The sequence below is a fragment of the Photobacterium proteolyticum genome, from assembly GCF_001939735.1.
GTDB lineage: Bacteria > Pseudomonadota > Gammaproteobacteria > Enterobacterales > Vibrionaceae > Photobacterium > Photobacterium proteolyticum.
Genome location: NZ_MJIL01000069.1, coordinates 63,568 through 82,304 on the forward strand (window position 1 = coordinate 63,568; position 18,737 = coordinate 82,304).

Sequence of the window (18,737 nt, forward strand, 5' to 3'; positions counted from 1 at the left end):
ATCAGGCAGCACATTGTTGATGCCCCGTTGCCTGATACCGTCAATTGTCAGCCAAACGATAGTAAGTGGTTTTATTTTTTGCTTGATCTTCCCGTGTACAGCGAAACGATAAGATGTATATATCGTTTAAAATCCAAAAACAGAGCATGTAACTTATGCTTTCGGGATGTGTATTGATAAATGTTCTTTTGATACCTGATCGCTGATCACGATGGCTTTTGAGGTTGATCAACAGATTCACGCACGATCAAGCTGCCTGAAAATAACTCGGTAGCGCTGATCTTTTCACCTTTTAACAGTAACAGCGTCTGTTCGACCGCAGCTTGCGCCATGGCCTCTACCGGAAGCATGACGCTAGAGAGGCTAGGGATTAAGAACGGGCCGGCTGGATCGTTGTCAAAGCCCATCACAGAAACCTCTTCCGGCACCTTAATGCCAGCTTCGTGCAGTGCACGGATAGCGCCCATTGCCATACTGTCGTTGGCAGTAAATATTGCGCTGAAAGCGTGCCCACGGGCTAGCAAGTCCTGACAGGCACGATAGCCGCTCTCGGTGTAATAGTCGCCGTGGTAAATTCCGCAATGGTCTAACTGATGTGTTGCCAGTGTATCTTTGAAGCCCTGTAATCGCAGGCTGGAGTTAACCGAGTCTTCGGGGCCGCTGATACAGGCAATATTGCGGTGGGCTTTGGCGATCAGGAACTCCGTTGCCTGGCAGGCGGCCTTGTACTGGTCAAAACAAATACAGCGTTCTTTGAAGCCATCAACCATCTGGTTGATGACAATCAGGGGAACCGGTAGCTTCTCCATCAGCGATTTCAGTGTGGCGGTTGGCATTTTCCGGGTGTAGAGAATAATCGCATCAACCTTGCGTTCCACCAAGCTGTTGATCGCAAGCTCTTCGGATTCGGCGCTGTGGCCGCCGTCCATGATCAGCAGCTGTTTCCCGGCACAGGCGCTGGTTTCCGATGCTGTGCGCATCAGGCCGCTGAAATAGGCTCCCTCGAACGCAGAAACCACCAGTCCCAATGTATTGGTGCAGTTTGTTGCCAATGCCCGGGCCAGGCTGTTGGGTTTGTAGCCTAGGGTGTCCATAGCGTGATATACGGCGTCTGCGGTGGATTTTTTGACTTGTCCGGTGTTGTTAAGCACACGGGAAACCGTGGCCTTGGAGACACCGGCAAGTTTACATACATCGTTAATCGTTGCCATGGGGGAATCGATTCCTGAAAATAATGCCAAACTGAAAAGGTAAAAGCCCGAGCAATGCGCGAGAGGCGTATTGTCGGGCATGATCCCTCTTTGGATCAACAAGGAATTATTGTCGTTGTATGCCGTTAGCGCGTGGCACCGTTCGACTCAATCACCCCCTGATACCAGAAGAAGGACTTCTTGCGTTTACGGGCCAGGCCATTCTCGCGGTCGACATAGACGAAGCCATACTGTTTCTGGTAACCGTTCAGCCAGCTGAGCAGGTCAATAAAAGACCACGGATAGTAACCGCGAACATCGATACCTTGTTTGATGGCGTCTTCAGCGGCGGCAATATGGCCTGAAAGGTAATCGATACGCGGATCATCGACGACCTCGCCGTCAGTGATAGGATCTTTGGCACCCAGGCCGTTTTCGGTGATATAAAATGGGATATCGCCATAGCGCTCTTTTAGTCGCATCATTCCGATGCACAGTCCTTGCGGATAAATTTCCCAATCCCAGTCGGTATAGGTTGACTCGGGATTACGGACAAACTTGAACAGTCCTTTGAAGCCGAACGCCTGTCCCGAGCCTTTTTGGCCTGTGGTATTGATCTTGGTGTTGTCGGTATCTGGGTTGGCTGCCACCCATTCGCGTTTGTAGTAATTGACCCCGATAAAGTCGCAGATATTGTCCTTGAGTAGGTCTTCATCTTCGGGGGCAAACTCGGGAACGCCCCAGGTCAGCTGTGCCATGTTCAGGATGTGCGGCGGATACTCTCCCTTGAGCACAGGATCATAGAGCCAGTGGGTTAGCAGATCATCGGCCATCTTGCAGGCGGCGACGTCTTCCGGGCTATCGGTGATCGGGTCATGGGGTTGCATGACGTTAACAAAGCCAATTTGGCCGCTGGTCGGCACGCGGCCCTGTGCCTGATAGTGGCGGAATAACCTGACGGCCTTGGCATGGGCAATAAACACGTGATGGCAGGCCTGGATACCGCGCTTGGGATCGGTCAGGCCCGGAGGGTGCGCACCGGTAAAATAGCCCATACCGATAAAGATCAGGGTCTCGTTGAAGGTTGACCACAGCTCGACGCGGTCACCAAACGCCTCGTAACACAAACGGGCATAGTGCTCGAAAGCCTCAATGGTCTCGCGATTTTCCCAGCCGCCGATATCTTGCAGAGCCTGCGGCAGGTCCCAGTGATAGAGGGTGATCATGGGTTTGATGCCATGCTTGAGTAGCTCATCAATCAGCTCACTGTAAAACTGAATACCGGCCGGGTTGGCTTCGCCGCGGCCTTCGGGAAGCAGGCGTGGCCAGCTGATAGAGAAACGGTAGCTTTTCAGGCCTGCTTCAGCCATCAGGGCAACATCTTCTTTGAAACGGTGGTAATGATCGGCCGCAATATCGCCGTTGGTACCTTCATGGGTGGTTCCGGGCTGGTGAGAAAAAATATCCCAGATTGACGGTCCTTTGCCGTCGGCGTCATGGGCTCCCTCGACTTGGTAGGCCGCAGAGGCTGCGCCCCACAAGAAGCTCTCAGGAAAGGCTGATGCTCTTTTTTCGCTCGTCATAGCTGGATTACCTTAGTGTTTGGTGAACAGGACCCAGTCACTGTAATAGAAAAATGAAACCGGTTACAGTAACCGGTTTCATTCTTGATGGGTAACGTGATCTGGATCGAAAGGATCCAGAAACTGAGGTGGATCAAAGGATATTTTGAAGCGTGTGTTTTTTCATTGCGCCAGGCTGATGGATCGCAGATGATTTGGTCATTGAAGTGATAATGGAAGAATAGTTATGAGCGAGAATCGATGTCCCGCCTGTCAGGACGAACTGAACTGGAAGGACGGTCAGTACTATTGTGATACCTGCCAGCATCCGGTCAGGAAGCGGGCGTTTTGTCCCGACTGTGATAGTGAGCTGGAAAAGCTACAGGCATGCGGTTCGGCAAGTTATTTCTGTAATAGTTGCAACGAGTTGAAGTCCAAGTCGCGGGTCAGAGTGGTCTTTGAGAAAGCCTGAGTTAATACTTAACAGTGGTAAATCTTGTTTAATCACGGTAATCTTCATTGATAATAATTATCATTACGATATTTGTATTCACTGATAGGGATTATTGGTATGACATCAGCTTCTCCACTTTTGCAGGTCAGCAACCTTTCTGTTTCATTCCGCATGGAAGATGAAACCGTCGAGGCGGTGAAGAATATTTCATTTCAGCTCGAAAAGGGGCAGACGCTGGCGCTGGTCGGTGAGTCCGGCTCAGGCAAGTCTGTATCCTCCAGCAGTATTATGGGTCTGTTGCCACCCAATGCGGTTATCTCGCCTGACAGCTCAGTGCGCTTTCAGCAACAGGAAATTCTGTCGATGTCTGAAAAGGCATTGCGGAGTGTCCGTGGCGATCGGATTGCCATGATATTTCAGGAGCCGATGACCTCGCTTAACCCCTACATGCCGGTGGGGGAGCAAGTTGCTGAAGCGATAGTGTGCCACCGTAAGGTGTCGCGCAAGGAAGCGGTAGCCCAAACGCTAGCGCTGTTTCATAAGGTGCAACTGCCCGAGCCGGAAAAGCGGCTCAATCACTACCCTCATGAGTTCTCGGGCGGTCAGCTGCAGCGGATCATGATTGCGATGGCGTTATCCAATAAGCCCGATATTTTGGTGGCCGACGAGCCTACCACGGCACTGGACGTGACGGTACAGGCTGAAGTGCTCAGATTGCTGAAAGATATCCAGGCCGAGATGGGGATGGCAATTTTATTCATTACCCATGACTTGGGGGTGGTAAAACACTTTGCCGATGATGTTGTGGTGATGTGCAAAGGGGAAGTGGTCGAAACGGGGAGTGTTCATCAGATATTTGAACAGCCTCGTCACAGCTATACCAAAATGCTGTTGGATGCCGAACCTAAGGCCCATGGACCTTCCGAGGAAGCGCACTCGTCATATGTACTGGAAGCCGAAGATGTCAGGGTGAAGTATGTCCTCAAAACCAACTGGCTCGGTGTCGATACAGAATACCTTGAGGCTGTTAAAGGGATCAGCCTGGCGGTACGTCCGGGTCAGACGGTCGGTATCGTTGGCGAGTCAGGCTCCGGTAAATCGACCTTGGGTCGAGCATTGATGCAGTTGCTCCCGTCTACCGGCAATATCCTGTTTGAGGGTCAGAGCATTCGTTCGATGACGGATCGGCAGCGCTACGAGCTGAAGCGGAACATGCAGATGGTGTTTCAGGATCCCTATGGGTCACTGTCACCAAGGATGACGGTTGGTGAAATTATAACTGAGCCACTTACCGTATTTTCCGAATTGAGCAAGCAAGAGCGTATGCAGCGGGCACGCAAGGCGTTGGAAGAAGTGCGTCTCGAGCCGAGCTGTATTAACCGTTATCCCCATGAGTTTTCGGGTGGACAGCGGCAGCGAATCGCGATTGCCCGGGCCTTGATTATGGAGCCGCAGTTTATCCTGCTTGACGAGCCGACGTCGGCGCTTGACCGGTCGGTACAGCTGACGGTGCTGGAGCTGCTGAAGGATATTCAGAAGCGACACAATATCGGCTACCTGTTCATCAGCCATGATCTGTCGGTAATACGGGCGATTTCAGATGAAGTGATCGTGATGCAGCGCGGTGAAGTGGTAGAGCGGGGGACTGCCCAGCAAGTGTTTGAAGCACCGCAACAGGCTTATACCCAGCGCTTGATTGATGCCTGTATGCTGGTTGATGATGTGGCCTGATAGCCGAATTTAGTCTGTATATTCAAGGTATAAAATAAAAAAACGCCGCTATTGCGGCGTTTTTTTATTCTGGCGCGGCCATCTAGTCGCTGACGACGGAGCGAATTTCCCCGTCAGCCACTTTGGTATTCAGGATATCTCCGGCGCTGACCTGATCGGCTCGGCGGATCACCTTGCCCTTGTCATTGCGGGTGATGGAGTAACCGCGCCCCAGTGTGGCCAGCGGGCTGACCGTTTCCAGTTTCTCTGCGGCCATGGCCAGTTTGTGGCTGGCATTGAGCAGGCGGCGATCCATGGCATCGAGCAGGCGATGTTGGGCTTTTTCCAGTCGGTTGCTCTGCTGTTTGAGCGTCTGGGCCGGCGAGTGCAGTGCCAACTTGTATTCGGCACGGTTGATATGCTGCTGGTGGTGGTTAAGCAGCTGGCGCATCGCCCGCTCCATCCGGCTCGACAGCTCGTCGAGGTGTTGCTGCTGTTGGTTCAGACGCACTTGCGGGTGCTGGCGGTCCAGCCTGTGCTGAAGCTTGATCACTGTCGCCTGACGACCTGCCAGGTAGTGGCGCATTGCATGGTGGAGCTGCTGGGTTTTCTGGCTGATTTTCTGGATCTGATGGGTCATATCACGGCTGATCAGCTCGGCTGCTGCCGACGGCGTCGGTGCCCTGACATCTGCTACAAAATCGGCAATTGTTACGTCGACTTCATGGCCGACGGCGCTGACCACTGGGATCTGGCTGGCAACGATAGTACGGGCGACGATTTCTTCGTTAAAGGCCCACAAGTCTTCCAGTGAGCCGCCGCCGCGACCAACAATCAGAACATCACACTCCTGGCGGGCATTGGCCCGGCCGATAGCCTGAGCGATGGAGATTGCAGCCCCTTCGCCCTGTACCATGGTTGGGTAAATGACCACGGGCAAGCCGGGATCACGTCGTTGCAATACATTGAGAATGTCATGCAGGGCAGCGCCGGTTTTCGAGGTCACGATGCCGACCCGTTGTGGCTGCTCGGGCAGGGGCTTTTTCAGCGACTGGGCAAACAGGCCTTCAGCGGCGAGAGACATCTTGAGCTGCTCGAATTGCTGCTGCAGGCGACCGTCGCCTTCCGGCTGCATGCTCTCGATGATCAGCTGATAGTCACCACGCGGTTCATACAAGGAGAGCCTGGCTTTCACCAGCACCTGGGTACCGTTGGCCGGTTTGAAGGTCACCCGGCGGTTGCTGCCACGGAACATAGCGCACTTAACCTGCGCCCGTGAGTCCTTTAGCGTGAAATACCAATGACCGGAGACCGGCATGGACAGATTTGACAATTCCCCGACCAGCCAGACTACGCCCATTTCATTTTCGAGAATGAGACGGACCTGTGCATTGAGACTGGAAACGGTATAGATACGATCGTTGGATTGGGTCTGTTGAGCGAACATGGTCACAAGGCAAGACACCTGTTTTCGAGAGGCTAAGTAGTGCGCGATAACGTGTTGATAAATGAGTAGACAGATCGCTGGACAGATCTTGGTCGTTATCTTATGACCGCAGCACCGGAAACTTAACCGAAATATATTACGCATCAAGCAAAAAGTGTCAACAAAAAAAATTAATTTTTTTGTGGCTAAACGTTTGCTCTCCCCGTATAATTCGTTCGCAATATTTTATCCTCCTTTAAACCACAACTTGGTGTGAGATATTGCAATGTTACGAATCGCTAAAGAAGCTCTGACTTTTGACGACGTTCTACTCGTCCCTGCCCATTCAACTGTTTTACCTAACACTGCCGATCTGCGCACCCAGCTAACGAAGAAAATTACGCTGAACATTCCAATGGTTTCTGCTGCAATGGACACAGTAACCGAAGGCCGTTTCGCGATTGCGTTAGCTCAGGAAGGTGGCATCGGTTTCATCCACAAAAATATGTCTATCGAACAACAAGCGAATGAAGTTCGCATGGTTAAGAAGTTCGAGGCTGGCGTGGTATCCGAACCTGTGACCGTAAAACCAACAGCAACCATTGCTGATGTGAAACAACTGACAATTGAGAACGGTTTTGCTGGTTACCCGGTGGTAACAGACAACAACGAGCTGGTCGGTATTATTACTGGCCGTGATGTTCGTTTTGTTACCGACCTTTCACTCAAGGTTGAAGAGGTGATGACACCGAAGGGCAAGCTGGCAGCGGCCAAAGAAGGTGCCTCCCGTGAAGAAGTTGAAGCTATCATGCAAGAGCACCGTGTTGAGAAGGTGCTGCTGGTAAACGAAGAATTCCAGCTTAAAGGCATGATCACTGCAAAAGATTTCCAGAAAGCGGAGCGTAAGCCAAACGCATGTAAAGATGAGCTAGGTCGTCTGCGTGTCGGTGCGGCGGTGGGTGCCGGTGCCGGTAACGAAGAGCGTGTTAAGGCTCTGGTTGAGGCGGGTGTCGATGTGCTACTGATTGACTCGTCGCACGGTCACTCTGAAGGGGTTCTTCAGCGTATTCGTGAAACACGTGAAGCCTTCCCGGAACTACAAATCATAGGTGGTAACGTGGCAACAGGTGCCGGTGCCCGTGCACTGATTGAAGCCGGTGTTGATGCGGTTAAAGTCGGTATCGGCCCAGGCTCTATCTGTACTACCCGTATTGTTACCGGTGTAGGTGTGCCGCAAATTACCGCTATTTCTGATGCGGCAGACGCGGCAGCCGAGTTCGGCATTCCTGTTATTGCCGATGGCGGTATCCGCTTCTCGGGTGATATGTGTAAGGCAATCGTTGCCGGTGCATCATGTGTAATGGTGGGTTCTATGTTTGCCGGTACCGAAGAAGCACCGGGTGAAGTTGAGCTTTACCAGGGCCGTGCCTACAAGTCATACCGTGGTATGGGCTCGCTGGGTGCGATGTCTCAGGGCTCTTCTGACCGCTACTTCCAGTCTGACAATGCTGCTGACAAACTGGTACCGGAAGGTATCGAGGGTCGCGTTGCCTACAAAGGCCATATCAAGGAAATCGTTCACCAGCAGATGGGCGGCCTGCGCTCGAGCATGGGCCTGACCGGTTCGGCAACGATTGAAGCACTGCGTACAAAAGCTGAGTTTGTGCGTATCTCCGGTGCGGGTATGAAAGAGTCGCACGTGCATGATGTGACCATTACCAAGGAAGCACCAAACTACCGTATGGGGTAATTTTCACCAAGCGCACTTTTGCTTGAGGAAAACGTTTGCCTAAACGGGAAACTTGTATAAGATCGGGGGCGTTTCTAGGCCCCCAAATTTCACTTTTTTTTTGAGACTGCTCGATAATGACCACGACCACAAACATTCATGACCAACGTATCCTGATCCTGGATTTTGGTTCTCAGTATACTCAGCTAATCGCCCGTCGAATCCGTGAAATCGGTGTGTATTGTGAGCTTTGGAGCTGGGATGTTGATGAAGCCGATATCCGCGACTTCAACCCTAACGGTATCATTCTTTCTGGTGGTCCGGAGAGTGTTACCGAGGAGGGTTCTCCGCGTGCGCCGCAATATGTATTCGAAGCGGGTGTACCTGTTTTTGGTGTGTGCTACGGCATGCAGACCATGGCTGAGCAGCTGGGCGGCAAGGTCGCTGGTTCAACACTGCGTGAGTTTGGCTACGCGCAGGTTAAAGTGGTTGAGCCGACAGATTTCTTCAAAAATATCGAAGATGCCATTGCTGAAGACGGCACGGCGCTACTTGACGTATGGATGAGCCACGGTGACAAAGTGGTTGAGATCCCGTCTGATTTTGTGAAAGTGGCTGAAACTGACACTTGTCCGTACGCTGCAATGGCCAATGAAGAGAAGCACTTTTACGGCGTTCAGTTCCACCCTGAAGTCACGCACACTCGTCAGGGAATGCGTATTATCGAAAACTTCGTGCTGAACATCTGTGGCTGTGAAAAGCTTTGGACGTCGGCCAATATTATTGAAGATGCGGTTGCCCGCATCAAAGAGCAGGTCGGTGACGACGAGGTTATCCTTGGTCTGTCTGGTGGTGTTGACTCATCGGTGGTGGCGATGCTTATCCACCGTGCCATCGGCGACAAGCTAACTTGTGTATTTGTTGATAACGGTCTGCTTCGCCTGAACGAAGGTGAGCAGGTGATGGAGATGTTTGGCGATCACTTCGGCCTTAACATTGTTCACGTGAACGCTGAAAACCGTTTCCTTGACGCACTGGCTGGCGAAGCGGATCCGGAAGCCAAGCGTAAGATCATCGGCCACGTCTTTGTTGATGTGTTCGACGAAGAGTCGAAGAAGCTTGAGAATGCGAAGTGGCTGGCACAAGGTACTATCTACCCAGATGTGATTGAGTCGGCGGCGTCTAAAACCGGTAAAGCACACGTGATCAAGTCTCACCATAACGTAGGTGGTTTGCCTGATGATATGGAAATGGGCCTGGTTGAACCGCTCAAAGAGCTGTTTAAAGATGAAGTTCGCAAGATTGGTCTGGAACTAGGTCTGCCATACAACATGCTTTACCGCCACCCGTTCCCGGGACCAGGCCTTGGTGTCCGCGTACTGGGTGAAGTGAAGAAAGAGTACTGTGATCTACTGCGCCGTGCTGATGCAATCTTCATTGAAGAGCTGCACAATGCGGACCTGTATAATAAGGTTTCTCAGGCATTCACCGTATTCCTGCCGGTACGTTCGGTTGGTGTAATGGGCGATGGCCGTAAGTATGACTGGGTTGTATCGTTACGTGCCGTCGAGACAATCGACTTTATGACAGCGCACTGGGCTCACCTGCCATATGATTTCCTTGGCAAGGTATCGAACCGTATTATTAACGAAGTCGATGGGATCTCCCGCGTGGTTTATGATGTATCCGGTAAACCGCCAGCGACTATCGAGTGGGAATAAGTTTACTGCGTTGACAGAAGCTTTGATGCTTCGCCCATTGACTGGGCGAAGCTGTTGAAAAAGGCACCTTCTGGTGCCTTTTTTCGTTTTGATCCTAATGAGCTAGAAGACAGATGCTAATGGGCAATAAAAACGAAGTGCCGGTTTTCTTGTAAGTATTGTTGTTGAGTGAATGATTCCATCCTGTTGCCTGATTGTTGGTGGTATGTTCTATATTAATACTTTTTTACAATATATCCTTGTGGGTTTTGGTTGTTTGCTGGGTTAGTGTGCGTTTTATTTGCCGTCTTTCATTACAATCATCTGATAGCCCGAGAAGGGTATTCATTTGGCGACAAAAATATAAATGCAGCGCCGCAACTATACACATCATCAACAGCCATGGAGTTCCCATGAGTAATGAAGCAGTACAGAAAGCACCCGATGCCCCATCGAGTGCGATGGATAAGTTCTTAAACTTCATAGAACGCGCAGGTAATAAGATTCCCGATCCTGCCCTACTTTTTTTCTGGGGACTCGTCATCGTCTGGGCCTTGTCAGCACTACTTTCTCAGTTCGAATTTGGACTGATCCACCCTGTTACAGGACAAGCCATCGAGATCAACAACCTTCTGACAGGGCAGTCCCTGGCAGGGTTCCTGTCTGGTATGGTTAAAACCTTTACCGGATTTGCACCGCTTGGCATTGTATTGGTAGCGATGCTGGGTGTCGGTGTCGCAGAAGCGTCCGGTTTCATTAACACCGGCCTGAAGAAAATGCTGAACTTCACGCCAGCCAAGCTGCTTACACCAATGCTTATCCTGGTGGCGATCGTTTCCCACACTGCTGCAGATGCCGGTTACGTTCTGGTTATTCCTCTTGGCGGTATTATTTTCCATGCCGCAGGCCGTCACCCGCTAGCGGGTATCGCAGCGGCATTCGCTGGTGTCTCGGGCGGCTTCTCGGCTAACTTTATTCCTTCTGGCATTGACCCGCTATTGGCTGGTTTTACTCAGTCTGCAGCGCAAATTCTTGACCCTGAGTATGTCGTCAACCCACTGTCTAACTTACTGTTTACGGGTCTGTCTTCAATTATCGTTGTTGCGATCGGCTGGTATGTTACTGAGAAAATCATCGAGCCACGCCTGAGCAAGACACCAATTGATGACGATGCGGAAGAAGCGCCGGATCTGGGCTCATTTACCGACATTGAATCAAAGGCTTTCAACCGCGCTGGTTGGGCTATGGTTATCGGTATCGTGGCATTGGTGGCGGCCGTTTTCCCTGAAACCTCACCACTGCGATCGCCGGAAGGGGAAATAACTGCCTTTACCGCACCTTTGATGCAGTCAATTGTGCCGCTGATCTTCATCCTGTTCATTATCCCGGGTGTGGTTTACGGCCGCGTATCAGGTACGTTTAAATCAAGTGACGATATTATCAAGGCGATGTCGGCGACTATGGGGACCATGGGCGGCTATATTGTCATGGCTTTCTTCTGTGCCCAGTTCCTGGCAGCATTCAGCCAGTCTAACCTTGGCACATTGCTGGCGCTATCGGGAGCAGATTTACTAAAAGCAATGAACTTGCCTGGCCAGATCACCATCGTTGGTATGATCCTGCTGACAGCTTTCGTTAACCTGCTAGTGGGCTCGGCATCGGCGAAGTGGGCCTTGATTGGTCCAATCTTGGTGCCAATGCTGATGGCAGTTGGTATTTCTCCTGAACTGACTCAGGCGGCGTACCGTGTGGGTGATTCTGTATCCAATATCATTTCACCACTGATGGTGTTCTTCCCGCTGGTGGTGGTCTATACCCAGCGTTATGTGAAGAGTTCAGGTATTGGTACGCTGGCTTCACTGATGATGCCGTACTCGATTGCCATGCTGATTGGCTGGACAATCTTCCTGTTGGCCTACTGGGCGATTGGTATCCCGCTGGGTATTCAGGCACCGTACACATACAGCATGTAACCAATACTGTTACTGGTTGTTATCAAGCCCCGCACTGCGGGGCTTTTTATTGGTGGGAATGATAATAAATACCCAAAACGTATAAAATTCTAATTAATTGCATTTTTGTAAATTTTTGTTCTAAAAATTATTATTTTGGTAGTTTGTTTTGTGTTGGTTTTTAATGCCAATTTTACGCTGATACTCTTTCCCTATTCTCTGAAATTTAAGTTTTTGGTGGTTTATTAATCTTGCTTGTTGCCTTTTTGTGAGTTTTACGTGTTGCGAGTGATTTGTTACTTTCACCCTCCAAACACAACATATAACTCAATCGAAGTAGTAAGGAAGTACGATTATGAGTGAGACCATTACACCGGCTCCCGCCCAAAAGGGAGTGATAGCGTTTATCGAGCGCGCAGGAAAGAAAATTCCTGATCCTGTTATTATTTTTATGTTCTTGTTTACATTTTCGCTGTTGCTGACCGGGCTGATTGGTGGTTTGCAGTTTGAGACCACCGGGGCTGATGGTGGCGCTGTTACCCATACCATTAAAAACATGATGGCGACTGAAAGTGTCCGCTGGATGTTTGATAATGCGCTGCTGACTAACTGGCTGTCGTTTGGCGGTGGTGTACTGGGGGTGATCCTGATTGTGATGCTGGGTGTCGGTATTGCTGAAAACTCAGGTTTGCTATCGGCGGTGATCAAGAAAGTTGGTTTACGTATCAATGATCGCTGGCTGCCATTAATGGTGGTTTTTCTGGGTATCATGAGCTCAATTGCTACGGATGCCGGCTACCTTATTCTTATCCCGCTGGCAGGTCTGTTGTATGCCGGTTTAGGTAAAAACCCGCTGATTGGTATGGCCGCGGCATTTGCTGGGGTATCTGCCGGGTTTTCTGCCAACCTGATCCCGGCAACACCGGTTGATGTCATTTTGGGGGCGAACGCCCGTATTTTTGCTGAATCTCAGGGTATCCCGTTTGAGACGGCAAGCGGTGAGGCCATTAACCCGGCAACCATGCATTACTTCTTTATCTTTATCTCAACTTTCATTCTGGCGGGACTGGGCGCCTGGGTAACCAGCCGTTTCGTGGCACCGCGCCTTGAGAAGATGTCCTATGAGCTGCCGGAAGATCTGAACCTGAACGATTTTCAGGTTTCGGATGCCGACAATAAAGGTCTGCGTGCTGCTGGTATCGGCCTGGTGCTGGCTCTGTTGGCGGTTGCTGGCTTGGCGATGGGGCCGCTTGCTACGTACACCAATGAGGCTGGTCGCGAAGTAACGCCATTCCTTGATAACGTTATCTTGCTGATTGCGATGGTATTTGCCGTTGTAGGGATTTTCTTCGGTGTCGCTACCGGGAAGTTCAAGTCTTTGCAGGACGTGGTCAAGGCGATGGTAAAGCAGATGAACACCATGGGCTACATTCTGGTGCTGACATTCTTCTGTTATAACTTTCTGGCGCTATTAGGCTTTTCCGGGCTGGGTACGTATGTTACCTACCTTGGTGCCTCTTTCCTCGGCTCGCTGGGATTGCAGGATTATCCAATTTTGCTGATCATCGGCTTTATCATGACAACAGCGGTGATCAACCTGTTTGTCGGTGGCCTGACGTCTAAATGGATGCTGCTGGGACCGATCTTTGTTCCTATGTTATATCAGGTTAACCCGAACATGACGCCGGATCTGGTGACAGCGGCCTACCGTATCGCGGATTCATCAACCAATATCATCACCCCGATGATGACCTATGCAGGTGTTATTCTGGCGTTTATGCGTAAGTATAAGCCTGAGCTGAGTTTTGGTGATGTGATTGCAATGATGGTGCCGTACTCGCTGACGTTCCTGAGCGTGTGGACTGCTGTTCTGGTTGGCTTCTTTGCGTTTAATATTCCGCTAGGTTTCTAATCTAAAGGTTGAAGCTTTAAATAGACATCAAGCCCGGCAATTGCCGGGCTTGTTGGTTTAGTCTGTTTCGCGGGTTACGCTTCGAAGTGTCTGGCATGAAAGCGAAGATGCTCTTCGATAAAGCTGGCAATGAAATAGTAGCTATGGTCATAGCCTTCCTGCATCCGTAATTCGAGCGGGTAGCTGCTGTGCTTGGCGGCTGCCTGCAACATTTCGGGTTTTAGCTGTTCGGTCAGGAAGTCATCTTTGCTGCCCTGATCAACCAGCGCAGGCACATGCTTGCTCGCCTGTTTCATCAGCTCGCTGCTGTCATAGTGTTTCCAGTCATCCTGGTTGTTTCCCAGGTAACCGGTAAAGGCTTTTTTGCCCCATGGGCAGTTGACCGGGTTGGTGATCGGACTGAAAGCCGAGACCGAGGTAAAACGCTCCGGGTTGCGTAGGGCAATCATCAGGGCACCATGCCCGCCCATTGAGTGGCCGCTGATCGCGCGTTGCTGGCTGACCTGGAAGTTGTTTTCGATAAGCTCTGGCAATTCTTTGACCACATAGTCATACATACGATAGTGGCGATTCCACGGTGCTTGGGTCGCGTTAATATAGAACCCGGCACCTAAACCGAAGTCGTAGCTGCCTTCCGGATCATCGCTGACGTCTTCACCACGCGGGCTGGTGTCAGGGGCGACAATGGCGATACCGAGCTCGGCTGCCATGCGCTGGGCTCCGGCTTTCTGCATGAAGTTCTCATCGGTACAGGTGAGGCCGGATAGCCAGTAGAGGACTGGCACCTTAACACCTTTGGCGGCTTGTGGCGGCAGGTAGATCGCAAAGCGCATATCGCAGTTCAGGGTGGTTGAGTGGTGGCTGTATTGTTTATGCCAGCCGCCGAAACTTTTGTTGGCACTTATATTTTCTAAAGTCATAAGATGGTTTGTCTCTGATATGTCAAAAAGCGCTGCCGGAGCAGCGCTGATTTATCTTTACGCCGATAGATGCTATTGGCGATTGGACTACTTGTCGAAGTGGATAACGCTGCGAATACTCTTGCCTTCGTGCATAAGGTCAAACGCGTGGTTAAGATCTTCCAGCCCCATGGTGTGGGTGATGAAGTCATCCAGTGCGAATTCGCCCGCCATGTAACGTTCAACAATCTCTGGTAGCTCAGAGCGGCCCTTAACACCACCGAATGCAGAACCACGCCATACCCGGCCGGTAACCAGCTGGAACGGACGGGTAGAGATTTCCTGACCTGCGCCGGCCACACCAATGATCACAGACTCGCCCCAGCCTTTATGACAGCACTCAAGCGCTGAGCGCATGACGTTGACGTTACCGATACATTCGAAAGAGTAATCGACGCCGCCATCGGTCATATCGACAATCACTTCCTGAATTGGCTTGTCGTAGTCATTTGGATTGATGCAGTCTGTTGCGCCCAGCTTCTTGGCCAGCTCGTATTTGCTTTCATTGATATCGACACCAATGATGCGGCTTGCGCCGGCCATGGTCGCGCCAATGATGGCTGACAGGCCGATACCGCCAAGACCGAAGATAGCAACCGTATCACCTTTCTCAACTTTAGCTGTGTTAAGCACGGCACCCATACCAGTTGTGACCCCACAGCCCAGCAGACAAACTTCTTCTAGTGGCGCGTCTTTGTTGACTTTGGCCAGTGAAATCTCCGGCAGTACCGTGTACTCGGAAAACGTTGAGCAGCCCATGTAATGGAAGATCGGCTTACCGTCTTTATAGAAGCGGGTAGTGCCGTCAGGCATCAGGCCTTTGCCCTGTGTTTCACGCACGGCCTGGCATAGGTTGGTTTTGCCAGACTTACAGAATTTACACTCGCCGCACTCAGCGGTGTAGAGCGGAATGACATGATCGCCAACCTGGACACTGGTTACGCCTTCGCCGACCTGCTCGACAATACCGCCGCCTTCGTGGCCGAGGATAGACGGGAAGATGCCTTCAGGATCTTCGCCAGAAAGCGTGAAGGCATCGGTATGGCAAACACCGGTTGCGACGATGCGTACAAGCACTTCTCCCGCTCTTGGTAGCATGACATCGACTTCTTCGATTGATAGTGGCTGATTAGGGCCCCAGGCAACAGCAGCTTTGGATTTGATAAATTGATCAGTCATTCTGCACTCTCTTCTCTAAGGATTAGGTATCTACAGTGCTCCGTCTTATCGCGCATTGTCCGGTTGAACGAACCAAAATATCGCGGGCGGTATCAATACACTGTAGAAAAGAAATTCGCTATCGACGATAGTGATTGCCATCTAACGTCGCTCGTTGTGATGGCGAGTATTATATTTGTTTCAAAATTAATAATAATTACCATGTTGGGTAAATTACTTTTACCAGCTGGTAATAATGTTATTTGAAGGAGGCGGACAAGGTGTTGATATTTCTGATGGCGTTAACTCATCGGACGCCGGTGGTTGGAGCCAGCTGTGCTTGGCATTATAATGCGCCTCCTGATACTGAAAGTATGATTTGAGAGACCCCGTGACCGATCAGAGCCAAGACGAATTGTTTATGCGCCGCGCCATTGAACTGGCGGCTAAAGCCGAGGAAGAGGGTGAGGTGCCTGTCGGGGCGGTCGTAGTGTATGACGGCCAGGTGATTGGTGAGGGCTGGAATCGCTCCATCGGCCAGCATGATGCAACGGCCCATGCTGAAATTATGGCACTTCGCCAGGCTGGCAAAGTGATCCAGAATTACCGTCTGCTAGATGCTACCTTGTATGTGACGCTGGAACCCTGTCCGATGTGTGCCGGTGCGATGGTACACAGCCGGGTGGGAAAAGTGATCTATGGAGCCTGTGATTTGAAAACCGGAGCGGCCGGCAGCGTGATGAATCTGCTGAGCTATGATCAGGTAAATCACCATGTGGCCTGCGAATCAGGTTTACTGGCTGATGAGTGCCGTGCCCAGTTGCAGGCCTTCTTCAAGCGTCGCCGGGCAGAGAAAAAAGCGGAAAAGAAGGCTCGCCAAGCAGCACTTAACGAACTTCCTGCCAAGGCCTAACGGCAACTACTGCCTATAATCACAACAAAGCCCGGCGATGCCGGGCTTTGTTGTTTAGCTGTGGAGTAATGAAGTGAAACCAGCCTGCAGTTAGCTGACAATGCTGGCTGCAACCACATAGCTGCGCTGGCGCCAGAGGATCTTTTTGCGAATATTGGCATTCAAGCGTTTACGTCGGGTTGCGATCGAGGTCATTCGCTGTTTTAGGCTTTTTACCGCCTTTTTTTGTCTGGAAAATCGCATCGGTTCTTCCCATAAAGCAATGGCATTAGCTGCCGGATATAGAAGGGGATAGGCTTTTTAGGCGAGCCTGATTAATGGTTCGATTGTTACCTAAATAGCGCGGATTATGAATGATCAAAGTCGCAGATTTGCACTTGCTCTTGCATCAAGAGACGCTGTAGGTGCGACTCATAAGCCCTACCGAAGTAGGGCTGTTGGGGAGAGATCGGGATGTTAGTTGTTGGCAGTTTTAGTCGGTTTGGCTTGATCGACAATGTCGGCTTCCGCGTTGCTTCCTGCCTCCTGAGGGGCTACCTCAGGTGTTTTTGGCGGGGTGATGGTGTGGAGATCATCGATCACCGCAATGTCCTGCTGCTGTGGCGGCTGATTATGCGCCTGTTCGTAGCCGATAATACTTTGATAGTAGCGACGAATATTCTCGACATAGTTGAGCGCTTCATCACCGCGGGCATAGCCGTAGCGTGTTTGGGTGTAGTATTTACGCTGGCGTAGCAATGGCAGGCGTTGTTTTACATCGCTCCAGGCATCCGGGTTGCCACCTTGTGTTTTGGTCAGGCGCCGGGCATCCATCAGGTGACCAAAACCAACATTGTAGGAGGCCAGGGCAAACCAGACTTTTTCATGCTCGGCGATGCTGTCCGGGATCCGGTTGATCATCTTCCGCAGGTATTCGGTCCCTCCGCGGATACTCTGCTCGGGATCCAGACGATTGTTCACTCCGACAGACTTCGCGGTCGGCAGGGTAAGCATCATCATACCGCGGACGCCGGTTGGAGAAACGGCTTTGGGGTTCCAGTGCGACTCCTGGTAGGACAGGGCGGCAATCAGGCGCCAGTCAAATTCTTCGGCATATTTCTTGAAAAGTGATTCCCAGCGCGGCAGTTTTTTCTCAATGGCGCGCAGGAAGGCACGGGTGTCGACATAGTCGAAGGTGGCAACATGGCCGAAATACTTTTCCTCCAGCTTGGCCAGTTCGCCGTTTTGCTGCATGTCGCCGAAGAACTCGATGAGCAGCGCATACAGGCTGTCATCTGTGGTTTTGTTGACAAACCAGGCGATAGGTTCGTCTTCGGTCAGTTCCAGGGCGGTGGCGATGTCTGGGTGAATGCGCTGGCTGAGGGCGACATCGACCGAGTCGGCGATGGTGTAGTCCAGCTCGCCTTTGGCAACCATCCGCAACAGGTCGTCGCTGTCGGTTTCCTCAACGGCTTGCCATTTCAGATCCGGGTAGAGCACTTTCAGCGTATTGAGGCTTTTCTCATGGCTGGAGCCTTTAACGACAGTCAGCGAGCCTTTGTTCTGCGAAAGATCCTCGGTATCACGAGGGCGCCACTGGCCTTTTTTATAGACCACAATCTGGCTGGCGTAGTAATAGGCCGGTGCAGCCCGGAAACTTTCCAGCCGATCATCGGTCATGGTCAGCCCGGCTGCGATGATATCCACATCACCCCGCTCAAGGGAGGGAAAGAGACCGGCCAGGGTAAACATCGGCTGCATTTCCAGTTTTACCCCCAGCTTGTCGGCAAATCGCTGGGCAAGCTCGTAATCCAGCCCGGTCGGTCCGTCGGCACCGATAAAATAAGCTAGCTGGTTGTTCAGGGTACCGACACGTAATACGCCGCTCTCGCGGATCTTCTCCAGATCACTGCGCGCAGGAGGTTCTAGCCATTTGCATCCGCTAAGCAGCAACAGGCTCAGCATGATAGCAATCGCGTATCGGGGGGAAGGGATTAATCGAATATTGTTCAACAACATGTGCTCATAATTATAATTAGGTGTTCTTTATACCAAAGCTAGTCATATCAGCAAAGTCGCTCAGTAGCCCACTG

14 protein-coding genes are annotated in these 18,737 nt (G+C 51.3%); 7 read left to right on the plus strand and 7 right to left on the minus strand.

Annotated elements, in window-relative coordinates; translation table 11 throughout:
* Window positions 1–206 precede the first annotated feature (206 nt).
* Both BIT28_RS11340 and BIT28_RS11345 read right to left on the minus strand, forming a co-directional pair.
* Window positions 207–1,211, minus strand: coding sequence for a LacI family DNA-binding transcriptional regulator (locus tag BIT28_RS11340; protein WP_075763665.1), 1,005 nt, complete (start codon window positions 1,209–1,211; stop codon window positions 207–209).
* A gap of 125 nt (window positions 1,212–1,336) precedes the next feature.
* Window positions 1,337–2,773: a GH1 family beta-glucosidase gene (locus BIT28_RS11345; RefSeq protein ID WP_075763667.1), complete on the minus strand. Its 1,437-nt coding sequence runs from the start codon at window positions 2,771–2,773 to the stop codon at window positions 1,337–1,339.
* Between the two features lie 226 nt (window positions 2,774–2,999).
* On the opposite strand from BIT28_RS11345, the gene BIT28_RS11350 reads away from it, so the two are divergent.
* Together BIT28_RS11350 and BIT28_RS11355 are read left to right on the plus strand one after the other, a co-directional pair.
* A complete protein-coding gene (locus BIT28_RS11350) occupies window positions 3,000–3,224 on the plus strand; it encodes a zinc ribbon domain-containing protein (protein ID WP_075763669.1) in 225 nt (74 codons plus the stop codon).
* 99 nt (window positions 3,225–3,323) lie between these two features.
* Window positions 3,324–4,937: an ABC transporter ATP-binding protein gene (locus tag BIT28_RS11355; RefSeq protein ID WP_075763671.1), complete on the plus strand. Its 1,614-nt coding sequence runs from the start codon at window positions 3,324–3,326 to the stop codon at window positions 4,935–4,937.
* 82 nt (window positions 4,938–5,019) lie between these two features.
* Here the strand turns inward: BIT28_RS11355 and xseA are convergent, their stop codons facing one another.
* A complete protein-coding gene (xseA, locus tag BIT28_RS11360) occupies window positions 5,020–6,369 on the minus strand; it encodes an exodeoxyribonuclease VII large subunit (RefSeq protein ID WP_075763673.1) in 1,350 nt (449 codons plus the stop codon).
* A 259-nt stretch (window positions 6,370–6,628) separates the two neighbouring features.
* Here xseA and guaB point away from each other — a divergent pair, with 259 nt between their 5' ends.
* The 4 genes from guaB to BIT28_RS11380 all read left to right on the plus strand — a co-directional run bounded on the left by guaB (window position 6,629) and on the right by BIT28_RS11380 (window position 13,635).
* A complete protein-coding gene (gene guaB / locus BIT28_RS11365; RefSeq protein ID WP_075763675.1) occupies window positions 6,629–8,092 on the plus strand; it encodes an IMP dehydrogenase in 1,464 nt (487 codons plus the stop codon).
* Window positions 8,093–8,208: 116 nt separating this feature from the next.
* Window positions 8,209–9,792: a glutamine-hydrolyzing GMP synthase gene (gene guaA, locus BIT28_RS11370; protein WP_075763677.1), complete on the plus strand. Its 1,584-nt coding sequence runs from the start codon at window positions 8,209–8,211 to the stop codon at window positions 9,790–9,792.
* A gap of 392 nt (window positions 9,793–10,184) precedes the next feature.
* Window positions 10,185–11,744: an AbgT family transporter gene (locus BIT28_RS11375; protein ID WP_075763679.1), complete on the plus strand. Its 1,560-nt coding sequence runs from the start codon at window positions 10,185–10,187 to the stop codon at window positions 11,742–11,744.
* 334 nt (window positions 11,745–12,078) lie between these two features.
* Window positions 12,079–13,635: an AbgT family transporter gene (locus BIT28_RS11380; RefSeq protein ID WP_075763681.1), complete on the plus strand. Its 1,557-nt coding sequence runs from the start codon at window positions 12,079–12,081 to the stop codon at window positions 13,633–13,635.
* A 74-nt stretch (window positions 13,636–13,709) separates the two neighbouring features.
* Here the strand turns inward: BIT28_RS11380 and fghA are convergent, their stop codons facing one another.
* Window positions 13,710–14,555 (minus strand): S-formylglutathione hydrolase, encoded by an 846-nt coding sequence (gene fghA, locus BIT28_RS11385; protein WP_075763683.1) that lies wholly within the window; start codon window positions 14,553–14,555, stop codon window positions 13,710–13,712.
* 87 nt (window positions 14,556–14,642) lie between these two features.
* Complete coding sequence (locus BIT28_RS11390; protein WP_075763685.1) at window positions 14,643–15,773, minus strand: S-(hydroxymethyl)glutathione dehydrogenase/class III alcohol dehydrogenase; 1,131 nt, start codon at window positions 15,771–15,773, stop codon at window positions 14,643–14,645.
* A 370-nt stretch (window positions 15,774–16,143) separates the two neighbouring features.
* On the opposite strand from BIT28_RS11390, the gene tadA reads away from it, so the two are divergent.
* Window positions 16,144–16,665: a tRNA adenosine(34) deaminase TadA gene (tadA, locus tag BIT28_RS11395; protein WP_075763687.1), complete on the plus strand. Its 522-nt coding sequence runs from the start codon at window positions 16,144–16,146 to the stop codon at window positions 16,663–16,665.
* A 90-nt stretch (window positions 16,666–16,755) separates the two neighbouring features.
* Here tadA and BIT28_RS29520 read toward each other — a convergent pair whose 3' ends face one another.
* Together BIT28_RS29520 and mltF are read right to left on the minus strand one after the other, a co-directional pair.
* The gene (locus BIT28_RS29520; RefSeq protein ID WP_160654465.1) at window positions 16,756–16,908 is read right to left on the minus strand and encodes a hypothetical protein; all 153 of its coding nucleotides are present in this window, start codon (window positions 16,906–16,908) and stop codon (window positions 16,756–16,758) included.
* 213 nt (window positions 16,909–17,121) lie between these two features.
* Complete coding sequence (mltF, locus tag BIT28_RS11400; RefSeq protein WP_083651789.1) at window positions 17,122–18,663, minus strand: membrane-bound lytic murein transglycosylase MltF; 1,542 nt, start codon at window positions 18,661–18,663, stop codon at window positions 17,122–17,124.
* Window positions 18,664–18,737 lie beyond the last annotated feature (74 nt).